General features: G+C 33.2%; 11 protein-coding genes. All 11 read right to left on the bottom strand.

The window, feature by feature from the left end; translation table 11 throughout:
* Window positions 1-90 precede the first annotated feature (90 nt).
* The 11 genes from EJN67_RS14420 to EJN67_RS13235 all read right to left on the bottom strand — a co-directional run bounded on the left by EJN67_RS14420 (window position 91) and on the right by EJN67_RS13235 (window position 13,178).
* Window positions 91-456, bottom strand: coding sequence for a TetR/AcrR family transcriptional regulator (locus tag EJN67_RS14420; RefSeq protein ID WP_129724924.1), 366 nt, complete (start codon window positions 454-456; stop codon window positions 91-93).
* An 82-nt stretch (window positions 457-538) separates the two neighbouring features.
* Window positions 539-2,872 (bottom strand): AraC family transcriptional regulator, encoded by a 2,334-nt coding sequence (locus EJN67_RS13280; protein WP_165000884.1) that lies wholly within the window; start codon window positions 2,870-2,872, stop codon window positions 539-541.
* Between the two features lie 114 nt (window positions 2,873-2,986).
* A complete protein-coding gene (locus EJN67_RS13275) occupies window positions 2,987-3,877 on the bottom strand; it encodes a carbohydrate ABC transporter permease (protein ID WP_129724922.1) in 891 nt (296 codons plus the stop codon).
* A 12-nt stretch (window positions 3,878-3,889) separates the two neighbouring features.
* Complete coding sequence (locus EJN67_RS13270; protein WP_129724921.1) at window positions 3,890-4,825, bottom strand: ABC transporter permease; 936 nt, start codon at window positions 4,823-4,825, stop codon at window positions 3,890-3,892.
* Window positions 4,826-4,900: 75 nt separating this feature from the next.
* Complete coding sequence (locus EJN67_RS13265) at window positions 4,901-6,559, bottom strand: extracellular solute-binding protein (RefSeq protein WP_129724920.1); 1,659 nt, start codon at window positions 6,557-6,559, stop codon at window positions 4,901-4,903.
* Window positions 6,560-6,891: 332 nt separating this feature from the next.
* Window positions 6,892-7,287, bottom strand: coding sequence for a YbaN family protein (locus tag EJN67_RS13260; RefSeq protein WP_129724919.1), 396 nt, complete (start codon window positions 7,285-7,287; stop codon window positions 6,892-6,894).
* The gene (locus EJN67_RS13255; RefSeq protein ID WP_129724918.1) at window positions 7,288-8,877 is read right to left on the bottom strand and encodes an amino acid ABC transporter ATP-binding/permease protein; all 1,590 of its coding nucleotides are present in this window, start codon (window positions 8,875-8,877) and stop codon (window positions 7,288-7,290) included.
* Window positions 8,874-10,226, bottom strand: coding sequence for an ABC transporter ATP-binding protein/permease (locus tag EJN67_RS13250; protein WP_129724917.1), 1,353 nt, complete (start codon window positions 10,224-10,226; stop codon window positions 8,874-8,876). Before EJN67_RS13250 ends, EJN67_RS13255 begins: the two co-directional genes overlap by 4 nt.
* 142 nt (window positions 10,227-10,368) lie before the next feature.
* A complete protein-coding gene (locus EJN67_RS13245) occupies window positions 10,369-10,560 on the bottom strand; it encodes a hypothetical protein (protein WP_129724916.1) in 192 nt (63 codons plus the stop codon).
* A gap of 416 nt (window positions 10,561-10,976) precedes the next feature.
* Window positions 10,977-12,431, bottom strand: a complete 1,455-nt coding sequence (locus EJN67_RS13240; protein ID WP_129724915.1) for an arylsulfatase — start codon at window positions 12,429-12,431, stop codon at window positions 10,977-10,979.
* A 183-nt stretch (window positions 12,432-12,614) separates the two neighbouring features.
* Window positions 12,615-13,178 (bottom strand): helix-turn-helix domain-containing protein, encoded by a 564-nt coding sequence (locus EJN67_RS13235; RefSeq protein WP_165000883.1) that lies wholly within the window; start codon window positions 13,176-13,178, stop codon window positions 12,615-12,617.
* Between the last annotated feature and the right edge of the window lie 299 nt (window positions 13,179-13,477).

Raw genomic sequence — 13,477 nt, 5'->3', positions numbered from 1 at the left:
GTGTATAATTCATATGAGGTACCTCCTTATTATTTAGGGATAAGTGTTGCAACACTCTATACCCAGTATTTTATCAGGAGGTGCCTCTTTTTACAAAGGGCAAATTACTTTACTACAGGAATGCTTTATTACCCTAGAAGCCCACAAAAATATTATGCCTGGATATTCCAAGAGATATTGCATTAAATCGTCCGCCCAATTTATCAAATTTACCCGCATTGAATTGCTGTTATCAGATAAAAGACCATATATATCGTCTATACCTCCGACAAGTGTATTTTCTACTTCAATGAACAACTGCTCCTTGCTGCCAAAATAATAATTAATAGAGGCAATATTTACATTTGCCTGCCTAGCTATCTCTCTAATAGTAACATCTATATTGGCATTTCTGCCCATAATGTCTATAGCCGTTGCCATGATCCGACTCTTAGTATCCATCTTTTTTAAGTCCATTGCAACCTCCACTATTATATATTACATATATTTTACACAATTTTAATTCATTTTTCAATATATACTAAAATTTCTAACAAGATTATATGGTTTTATATTTTCCTGGTGTAATACCTTCATATCTTTTAAATGCACGGATAAAAGCTACACTATTATAATACCCAACCCTTTCTGCCACATCTTTTATATTCATCGAACTTTGATCCAGAAGTTTTTTTGCATTTTCTATGCGAAGCTTATGTATATAGTCAAGCAATCCCACTCCAGTATCTTTTTTAAATAGAGTTGATAAATATGATGGATTTACTTCAAAGCTATCAGCTATATAGGATACATTTAAATTGACATCATAATAATGATCACCGACAAATTTTTTTACCTTATTCACTAAATCAGCATTTTGTTTAGCACTTTGCTTGGTAACGTATTCGTTCATACAGCCAAATACGTATGCCATCTGTTCTTTCAATTGTGCAATATTTTTACAATTCAGAAGCTTCTCCACAGGATTTAGCTGTTCCCAGAAATCTTGATCCCAATTAATCTTTGTTTCTTCCATCGTACAAATTATAGTATTTAAAATTCCAAATAATCTACACTTCAATAGCTGTATGGACCATACTTCGCCAGAAAATATATCATCAAACATATCATTTAATATAACTTGCGCATCTTTAAAATTTCCTACCTTAATTGAATTTACAAATTTCTCTTGTTCCGATAAAGAATATCTATTTTTAATATATGCCTTATCCTGTTTTATAACATGTTTATAGATTAATATCTGTCCCTTTCCCATTATCATTTTATATTCCAATACTTCTAATGCTTGAACATATACCTTTGCAATACCTTCAATACCTCTCTCAATATTGCTAATAGCTATAGATGTTACTATTCCAAATTTATCTTCAATAAATTTTTTTATTTGCTCTGCAGCAGGATATATTTTATCGTTTATTATTTCTCCTTTGCCTTCATAATCGTTTATCAGACAGCATAACATATTATCTATTTCAACTACATAGCATTTAAAAAATCCCCCTATAAGTTCATAAGTAATATTCTGTATTATAAAATGGGCCATATTTAATAATTCATCGCCATTGTCATTCATTTTTTCAAAAAATATACTACTATAATCCTCTATATAGAACACCATAGCAATAAAGTAATCCCCTTCAAAGTGTATATCGTAATTTTGACATGACTGCTGAATAGCATCGATATTGGATATATGTCCTTTCAGCAAACGACATAAGAAATTATTTTTTAGCACATCCTTTTGCTTATCCAATTTCCTATATACTTTTTCCCGTTCCTCAATTACCTGTAACAATGATTTTTCTATATACCTTATCTCATCTGAATCTTCGCTTATAGGTTCTCCAACATTATCATTTATAATTTTTACCATTCTATTTATTGGTGTATAATTCTTCTTTGAGAACATAAAAGCTACCCAAAATCCTACTGATAAACAAAGTATTATACTCAGCCATATGATTTTTTTTATGTATTTTGCCTTTTCCAAGAATATACCGGTAGGAAATATTGATACATACTTCCAGCCAGTTACACTTGATGTAATATAGGATACTACTACAGGTTGACTGTCTATCTTCATATGAAATATACCCTCATACTCTTTTAATTGCCCATATTTAAATAAACTTGAGTTAGATTTTAAATTATTTGCAGATATTAGTATATTATCATATTGATCAATTACCATAACCATACTCTGATCCATCCATTTTATCTCCTGAAGCGCACCACTAAAAATATCTTGATTTATTACAGCAACAATAGTTGCTTCACAGATACTATTATCCTCTATCGGTAAAGATTTTATAAATGCTAAATTGTTTTCACTAGAATTTTCATCAACTCCATCCCCCATTAATATATAGTTGTTATCCTGTCTACTCATAAGTTTAGCAAGCCACTGTTCATAGCTCAAATTTTTATAATTGCATCTAAATTTATAAAATTCCTCCGGCGTATATTTTCCGGAATACGACAGTATGAAATTGTTATATCCGAAATATATATATAGGTCATCTATAAATGAATTTGCCAGTTTAAACGCCTTTAGGTCCTTTATTATAGGTACTAGAGAATATGTATAATAACAATCCAATGGTTCTTTATATCTCATTATACTGTTTATCTTATCATTAAATCCAATTTCAATACTTAATCTTTTTACATCATTGAGCCTGCTATCCATAATCTGTTGAAGTTGTTTAAGTGATGCCGTATGGACTTTGGTTACTTCATCCTCTATTATACTGATGGATTTCGTATAAGCAAAAACATTCAACAACAAGGTAAGTATTAGTAAAAAGATATAGGACAAAAGCCAAGAGTTGAATACTTTTTTTCGTCTATTTTTTGTTTCAATAAACTTCAACACATATATCCCCCTAAGCATAGCCAATTCATCAGCCGTTATACACTATATATTACTATATAAATGTATATAATGCAGCAGCAAAAATAAACTGCCACTGCATTATAAATAAGTTTACCCTTTTACTGATCCTATCATAACGCCTTTTACAAAGTACTTCTGTAAAAATGGATATATGAAAAGTATTGGCACTGTAGCCACTATTATAGTACAGTATTGCACTAGTGACTTATATATATCCTGCTCACCAAGCTGACTGGCATCTGTTATTATTGTCATATCTTTTGTATCATTTGTTATAAGGATTTCCCTTAAAATAAGCTGCAACGGGAATAGATCCCTATCCCTTAGAAAGATCATTGCATTAAACCATTCATTCCAATGTCCCACTGCATAAAACAATGTCATAACAGCTATGGTTGCTTTAGATAATGGCAATATTATCTTAAATAGTATTGTAAAATCATTCGCCCCATCCAATCTCGCAGATTCCTCTAAACTATCAGGAATGGATAAGAATGACGTCCTCATGACTATAAGATTCCAAGTAGATACAGCACCTGGAATTATCATAGCTGCCCTAGTATTTATTAGACCTAGTTTTTGAACCAGCAAATAATACGGAATAAGCCCCCCGCCAAAAAACATTGTAAATGTTATTAAAAAGGTAATTAATTTTCTCCAATAAAGATTGCGACGTGATAATACATATGCACCAAGAGAAGTCATAAATATATTAATGGCAGTACCTATAATTACATAAAATATTGTATTTATATATCCTGATGAAATATTTGGATTGCTAAAGACCAAATCATATCCCTTGAGTGTAAATCCAAGGGGTTTAAGAAGTATACCCCTATGCTGTGACAATATCTTTGGATCACTTATAGATGCAAAAAGTACATATAACATGGGATATAAGCATGAAATCATTAGTAAAATCATAATAATTACATTAATAACGTCAAAAACCTTTTCACCGGTAGTCCTCTTATTTATCATAATACACCATCCTTACCATAAACTTTCTTCAGTAAGCTTTCTACTTAATGTATTTGCAATTATAAGCAGTAAAAAATTTATAATGGAATTAAATAGTCCTACAGCAGCACTATAACTATAATCAAAGTCTAGTAAACCCTTTCTATATACATATGTAGATATTACATCAGCCGTTTCATAGGTCATAGGATTATAAAGTAGCAATATCTTCTCAAAGCCCACACTCATCATACTTCCCAACCTTAGTATAAGTAATATGATTATAGTTGGTGCTATTCCCGGCAAGGTGACATGTAAAGTCTGTTTCCATCTTCCAGCACCATCAATAGTAGCAGCTTCATATAACGCTGGATCTATCCCTGTCAATGCTGCCAGATAGATTATACTCCCCCAACCTATACCCTGCCATATACCAGAAGATATATATATTGTTCTGAATAGCTCGGGTCGTGTTAACATATTTGATGGTTCTATGCCTAAATATGAAAGCAATACATTTATCAAACCATCAGTAGACACAAATTCTATTATTATGCCGCATATTACCACCATTGATACAAAATGTGGAAGATATGTTACCGTCTGTACACATCGTTTGAATTTCTGATTTCTTAACTCATTTAAAAGCAATGCCAGTATAATAGGAGCTGGAAATCCCCATAAAAGATCATATAGATTAAGAAGAAGGGTATTTTTAATTACCCTTAAACAATAATAGCTATTAAAAAAATCTTTAAAGTATTTAAATCCTGCCCATGGGCTTTTAAGTATACCCAATTTAATACTAAAATCCTTAAAAGCAATAGTAACCCCATACATGGGTATATAACAAAAAATTATGTAATATGCAAGTATAGGCAATGCCATAAGATAGACATACCTATTCTTTATAAAATCCTTTTTTATTATGTTTTTTTTATCCCTTTGATATGCTAAATCCCTGTCCATTATATCATCCCCTTACATTTATATCGAATTGAAGAGAAAGCAAAGCCTTCCCTTCAATTCAATTTTCTAGATCAGTTACCTTGCGTTGTATCTATCCAACGCAGCTTGTTTTATATCTATCGCTTCATCAATCCCCATCTTTTTTACCTGTTCCACAAATTTTTCAAATTTATCTATTGGTTCTACACCCATTACAAATTTTAATATTTTTTCCTCTACAAAAGTATTTATTTCATTCATCTTATTAGAATATTTGCGGCTCTCTTCATCCGATAGCTGAACACGAGGCATAACATAGTCTGTGCCAGCTTCACCCCAGGTTTTCATGCAATCTTCTACCTTTTCCAATCCTGCAAATGCCTTCCAATCCCTCTTATAAGGTCCCATATGCAGTTTGTATTTCCACGAAAGCATTGAATAAGCCAGTCCATCAGGATTATTTGTCATAAGTTCAGTAAACTGTGGGTTACCTTCTACTAATTCATAGCTTACACCTTCAATTCCCCAGTTAAATAGCATTGAACCTTCATCACCATATGCATAATCTAGCCATTTAACTGCTACTTCCGGTTTTTCACACGATGTAGTTATAACAGTATCACATCCCTTGTTAAACTCATCCTTTTCTCTATATTGTACCTTTTTCCCAGATTCCAGAGAGGGATAGGGTGCCGGTGAAAACTTCACCTTGGGATCATTGGATTTCATAATGCTTTCATATACTGCTACATGTTCATATGCTGCCGGGAGAGCACCTGATTTACCGGATGTGATCATAGCTTCATAGCTCTTATCATCCCGAGTAGCAAAATCCTTATCTATAAGTCCCTCATCATACCATTTATTCATTTCGGCTAAATAGTCTTTAAACCCCGGTTCTATAAATCCATACTTTACTTTACCACCTTGCTGATAAAATCCAGGTCCAATATCAAATGCACCTACAAACATTCCTCCCCAGTCATACCCTTCTTTTGGAAACATAAGGGGCGCTTCGGCATCTTTCTTTTCCTTGAATGCTGTAAGTACCGTATGCCATTCATCAATAGTAGTGGGCATTTCAAGCTCTACATCTTCCAACCAATCATTTCTGATAAGAAGACCCCACCACGGCAATTCTTCGGTAGTTTGAATACATGGGAAAGACCAGATATTTCCTTCATCCGTTATAGTCTGTCTTGCTATTTCAGCATTCTCTTCCCTTATTTTTTTGTAATTTGGAGCATATTTATCAATCAATTCATTTAGCCGTAAATAAACCCCGTCATCTATGGCCTTGTCTACGTCACCGGGATACCCGTCAGTAAGCTGACTTATGATATCAGGTAGATCTTTAGACGCTATCATAAGATTGAATTGCTCTTTTGCCTGCCCGGCAGGTGGATGTATAAATTCAATATGTACTCCGGTTCTCTTTTCAAGTTCCTTATAGACTTCATTCTCATTATAGCTTTTCATTATCTTGGTTGCACTTCCATGCATCGGTACCCAATATTTCAATGTTGTTGCTTCTTTTACTATGGGCAATCCACCTTCATCATTTGAGTTGCTATCATCTGTTGATTTTTCATCCTGTTTATCCTTATCTTTTGAGGAGGCATCACTTTCTTTTTGCTGATCAGCTTTATCCGCTACATCGGTTTTTTCAGATTTACCGCAACCAGTCAACCCTATACTGATAACCATTAACACTATTAAAATTAATGCTATAAGACTATTACGCTTTTTCTCCATAACATTATCCCCCTTATTATTATGTATAATTTTAACAGAGATTCAGTCGGTAAGTACAAATATGAAAATACAATTAAATGTTTAATACTATAAAAGGCGCGCGTCTTTTTAATGTATGATACGATTATATAAGCTTTATCAGCAATAAACAATAAAATATAAGAATATGATAATGATTTTATTTATGATAACAAAAAGCAGCACCCTATAACTAATAGAGAACTGCCTTTAATATTTCCGTAAAACTCTTTTTTAAAACAACTGCTAATATTACAATTTAGATTTTAAATGCAATATTTCTAGTAAAGAGTTAATCCCCCTGTGTTTACACCTTATTCTTCTACTAGTACAGTTTTTCTTTTTTTCTCTGGCTTTACTGTTTTTATTTTAAATATAAAAAAGTAGTACTTCAAAATGATTAATACTATAATAAAAATACGCATTGGCAATACTGGTACTGTAATAAATGGAATTAGTAACATTATAGTAGCAAATCCCAGTATAACTGCCTTAGTCTTAAATGTCATACTCCTATTCTTATTAAAAGATTCCAAATTGTTCTTATATAACTTTGTGGATTTAAACCAATTATTTAATTTGTCCGATCCCTTCATAAAACAAAAAGATGCTATTAGTAAAAATGGTGTTGTTGGCAATATGGGTAATATTATCCCAATCACACCTATAATTGTAAATAAAAATCCTAAAATTATAAATATAGCCTTCATTTAACTCACCCGCTTACTTTCTACATGATATTTTTGATCTGCAATGCCTAAAGTTGAAGTTCTATGAGAAACTAATATTACAGTCTTTTCCTCTGACTGTTCTTTTAAAGATTTAAGTATTATTCCTTCATTTAAACTATCTAAATTAGAAGTAGGCTCATCTAAAAGAAGTAAAGGAGCATCATGAAGGAATGCCCTAGCAATACCAATTCGCTGACGTTCACCTCCTGAAAGACTATCACCTAATTCTCCTATATTGGTATCATAGCCCTTTGGCAAGCTCTTTATAAATTCATGTATAGAAGCTTTTTTACAAGCTTCTATAATTTCCTCATCTTTAGCATCTAGTTTTGCAATTTTTATATTATTCTTTATAGTGTCATTAAAAAGCTGAGTCTCTTGGGTTACATAAGCTTGATTGTCACGAAGAGAACTAGTATTAATATTCTTAATATCCTCACTATTCATCTCAATCTTCCCTTGATTTACATCCCAAAATCTCATTATCAATTTTAATAATGTGGACTTACCAGAACCACTTTTCCCATATATACCAATTATTTTGTCCCTTGGAAACTCCATGTTCACTTTATCTAAAATTACCTCCTCATCATAACTAAAACTCACATCATAAATCATAATCTTCTCAAATTTTATATCTTTTCCATCGTATACTTCTGATACCACTGGGGTTTCCTCTAAAATATCCAAAATACGATCTCCAGCAGCAAAAGTATGAAATAGATTGTTTGATAAACTAGCTAATGCAACTACTGGCCCAAAAGAACTAAGCATCGTAACTGTAGGTATCACAACTCCAACTACATCTACCTTTCCTCTACTGTATAAATAAAATCCTGTAGCCAACATTATCCCAGAAAAAACATATATACACATCTCCGAAAGAATACTTGTAAAAGATTGTAACCTAATTAGTTTTCTCTGAATTCTAGACAAACCTTGCGTCTGTTCATAGATTTCTCGTTGCCTTTTATCTCCTTGATCATATTGCATAATTTCTCTTAATCCTCGAAGACTATCTAGAAGATAGGTATTCATCTCTCCAACTTCATTTCTATAATCAAGCCCGTCTTCTCTCCCCAAAGAAGAATTCACTAGCGGTACTAGAATACCGATAGTGGCATATCCTAACAATGCAATCAATCCATATATCCAGTGAAATTTCCCTACATAAATAACCATAACTAAAGATACTATAAATGCAATAGCCACTGGAGAAATAGTATGTGCATAAAAAACCTCAAGAAGCTCTATGTCACTAGTGATAATAGAAATCAAATTTCCCTTATCCTTTCCCTCTAACTTAGCTGGAGAAAGTCTTCTAAGAGCACTAAAAACCTTATCTCTAATGAGAGCCAATAGTTTAAAAGCTACATAATGATTAGAATACTGCTCAGCATATCTAAGAACTCCACGCATCACTCCTAGTATCAAGAGAAGTATAATAATTTCTTTTTGATTCAACGGTACTTTGTACCCTACCTCCCCTAAAAGCCCATAAGCTGCAACTATTACTATAAATATAGAGTCTAAAAAGCCAAGTACTCCTGTAGTAATAGCTCCAATCATAACTCCAATTTAAGAATTTCATTCATTTCTTTATCTGTTATACTTATTCCCTTAGGAATGCCCATTAAAAGATTCTCTTTAACTGTACCCTTGAATATATATTCATCATGCCCAATATATGTACAATGTTTCATTATACTTTCATTAGATATATCTGAAAGTTCAATACCTCCAATAGTCAAACTCCCCTTATAATTACATCTATATCCCATAATCAAAGAAGCAATAGTAGATTTACCACTACCACTTTCCCCAACAATGGATACAAATTTACCTTTTGGTATTGCTAGATTAATGCCTTTTAGTATTTCTCTATCTTCTTCATATGAAAAATAAAGATCTTTCAATACTATATCCATATTAGTTGGATCGATTTCTAACTGTGCATTTTCTTCTTCTGGCATTTGAAGAAGTTTAAAAATCTTCTTAGATGCACTGACACCATTCATAGATACATGAAAAAATGATCCTAATAATCTCATAGGAATAAAAAACTCTGATGATAATAGTATGATTGCCAAAGCTGGCGCCAACTCCAATCGACCGTTGCTATACTCTAATATTGTAAAAATCATACCTATTGCTGATCCACCAAAAGCTACCAAATCCATAACTGTTATAGAATTTAGTTGCATAGCTAATACTTTCATAGTAATCTTTCGAAATTTTTCTGCCTCTTCATTCATGATCTTATTTTTATATTCATCTGCTTCATAAATTTTCAGTGTAGTTAAACCCTGAAGATTTTCCAAAAAACTATCTCCAAGTCCAATATAAATAGACCAATATTTATTAAGAAGCTTTTTTGCAAATTTTGCTACTATTATGATAGAAACGGGAATTAATGGTACTCCCAATAATAAAATCAAACTCACCTTTAAACTATACCGAGATAATACAACGAAGAGAGTTAATGGTGCTAAAATACTATAAAAAAACTGTGGCATATACTTGCTATAATATACTTCTAGCTGCTCTACACCTTCTATTGTTAGTTGAACTACTTCTGCTGTAGCAATATTGTCCTTGTAATTAGGACCAATAGCTAGAAGTTTATTATATATCTTGTCTCTAATCTCGCTCTTTACCCTTAGTGTAGTCTTATAACTCATAGTATCTGCCAAGTATCTAAACACTCCCCTAAATACTATCCCTAAAATCAAAATTAAAAAAAAATACTTCAAGCCTTCAAAACACCTATGATTTCCTATTATCACATCAAATAAAACTCTAACTAAAGTCAAAATCATAAAAATATTACAAAGCATATTCAACCATTGAAAAAACACATTATAAAATATATACTTTTTAGATTTGCCCAACAAATTTAAAAGATTTTTATCAATCATAGAATTTCTCCTTTGTTAAAAAATTTTAACCACCCTAATTGTATAGATAATGATTATCATTGTCAACTATTTTTTATTAAGAAACACATATAAGTTTGGGGAGGTTCAGTTGTTCTAAGATGTGCCTATGCCTTGCATAACTCTAAGCGTTCTTATCCTTTACTCTAGGTTTCCAACCTACCCTCAAATAAGTAACCTCTTTCGAGCAACTGCTATCTTCAAGTATCAGATAAATAGCGTCTGTCTTATCCCAACCGTCAAATCCTTTCCTCCATCTATTTTCATAGACTTCTTCGGTACTACAACTTGAACTGACTTCTGTATGTTCAGCCATACCTGCGATATGAGTTACTAAGGAGTAAATATTCTATTACTCTACAAAGCATACCATACAGACCTCCCCAGTTAAGGTGTGTAATCTTTTCCTCCACCTATCTGCCACATTTACACAGCATACCTTCTTATAGTTATTGGGCTTCAGTTTGTTTGGCAAACTTACCCGATATACCATACCTTATATGTGATTTCTATCCGTCAGATAAGAGGGTTTGCCATCCGACCTCCTTCAGATTCCACCTCACGATGGACATCCTTGTCATTGGCTATAAGTTTCCCAGTATCAGGGAACTTTACAGGCTTACACCGATTAGATTATGCCCATGCTGGGCGAACCAAAAAAGGGAATCTTATGTAATTACATAAGATTCCCTTTCACACTTCTTATTTCATACTTAATTTCACATGTGTTTCTTATTTCATTATATGATTAAGACATGATTTAACAGGTCTACCTACTACTAAATTTTTCCCGTCGGAATATCCCTCTTCCCTGCCTTCTAGTTTTTTAACCAAAATACTTCTCCAATACCCTATCCTATCCTTGTAATCAGGATTTTTAGATAAATCATACATCTCCTCTCTATCATTTACTAGGTCAAAATATTGCTCCCGCCCAGTCTGAGAATACCATATATATTTTTCCCGCCCATTGGTTATATAATGGTTTGATAGATCCCCATAACTGTGCTCACCATGGATATACTCCCGCCAAGGAGCATTTTCATCCTGTATAATAGGTAATATACTTTTTCCCTCTATGCTATCTGGTATATCTGCTCCCGCCATATTTAGTATAGTGGGCATTATATCACGAAGCTCCAGTACATTATCAAATACCTGTCCTTTTTTACATCCTAATATATTGCCTGGGTCATATACTATAAATGGAATATTGGCACTGCCCTCATACCCTAGGGATTTTCTAAAGAAATTATGGTCACCGAGCATATCACCATGATCAGATGTGAAGATGATTATACTATCATTTAGATGCCCATATTCTCCTAATAACTGTATAAACCTCCCTATTTGGTGATCTATATGTGTAATACAGCCATAATAGGCGGCCCTTGCCCTCTTTAATGCCTTGTCATTTATTATCCCCTTCAAGCAATCTACATTTAGTCCATCCCTATTATTATCTTCCTTATCTGCCCAATCGCCTATAGGAGGCTTAGGAATATCTTCATTTATATACTGATTAAAATATACTTCAGGCGGATCTAAAGGTGCATGAGGTCTTACAAAGGACATCATTAAAAAAAATGGCTTAGTAGGATCCTTGCGCCTTAAAAAATCTATGGATCTAGTAACTACCCAATTTGTAGGATGAAGATACTCATCATACATCCATGGGCGTGCAACCCATGAATTACAATCTAAACCCGTATCTATCATATCGGTTTCGGGACCCAATCTCTCTCGAAGCCAGGGTAAATAGTCATCACATTGATTCCACGCCTCTCTAGTAGGGCTGTTATAATTCCTACTATAGTGAAGATACCCGTCATGTAATTCTACATCATGAAACCCACAAAGTTTTCTTTCAGGATATACATGCATCTTCCCTACGCATTTTGTGTAATAACCATCAGCTGCCAATTCTCCTGGTAGGGTATGCTCATAATCCCATTCAACTTTATCCTGATACCCCACTCGTCCATGGGAAGCTTGAGACAATCCTGTCATTATGGCCGCCCGGGCAGCTATACAGCTGGGCACTGCAGAATAAGCATTGGTAAACATTACCCCATTTCTACACATCATATCAAGATATGGCGTCTCAATTACAGGATGACCCTTAACACCCAAACAATCCCCTCGCATCTGATCCACAGTTATAAGTATTATATTAGGTTTTTTCACAGAATGACCTCCTGATTGTATATTATATTATTGACTCTATACTACATTTTATTTTAAGCTTTTGTTTTAGTTTATTCAACATATCCTCTGTCATCTTTTTAAGATTATATGCAGGTTTTCCCGCCTTGTCTATACAGTCGGCCTATGACTCTTCTATGGACTGCCTTAGGGGTATAAAAGTTATTACTTATTTGGAAACCATACTACTAAGAACGCTTCACTTTCCTCATCTGAAATATTTTCTATATCATGTGTTTCATCTGCCCTGTACCTGGCAGTATCGCCTGTATTTATCACCTTGGAATGTTCCCCAACAATTACCCTTAATTGTCCCTTTAAAACAGTAAGAAATTCCTCCGTATCAGGAAAATGGGCTGCTGATTTATTGATACCATGGGGTTTAAATATCAAATGGTAAAGTTCCAGGTTATCAGTCATATGTACAGGGGACTTTATATTTATACTACATAGTTTATCCTCAGAAAGGGTAATTGGCATATCCTCTTTTCTTATTACTTCTATTGGAGTATCATCACTACTTTCAAGCAGCTTTTGTATATTTACATCAAGAGAACGGGCAATTTTCCATACCGTAACAACAGTAGGATTGGATTTGCCCTGTTCAATCTGTGAAAGCATAGATTTAGATACTCCTGAACGTTTTGATAAATCATCCATACTCATGTTTTTCTTTTTTCTATAATAAGTTATATTTTTACCTACCGAAGGCGGATTTACATTTTCCATCAACATCACTCCTTCTTGTCCTTTGCCAGCCGTTTATATATAGTGTACAATATATACCATATATATTCAATCTTGGCTATACAATAAAAAATAAAGGTTCGTTGTATAATTAAATGCAACACCAAAAAAATATAGAACCATAGCGAGAAAATCATGTATAATATTTTTGACTAAAAAATAATACAGTGAGGTGCTCGCTATGGCTAATTCTAATTGTAACACAGGTACACGCAAATTTGAACATCTAAATTCATATGAACGTGGAATAATATGTGCTTTGCTAAATGAGGGGAAAAGTA

It is taken from the genome of Xylanivirga thermophila (genome assembly GCF_004138105.1).
GTDB classification, from domain to species: Bacteria; Bacillota; Clostridia; order Caldicoprobacterales; family Xylanivirgaceae; genus Xylanivirga; species Xylanivirga thermophila.
Note: the sequence above shows the minus strand (reverse complement) of the source record. Positions and strands in the feature narration are given on the sequence as shown.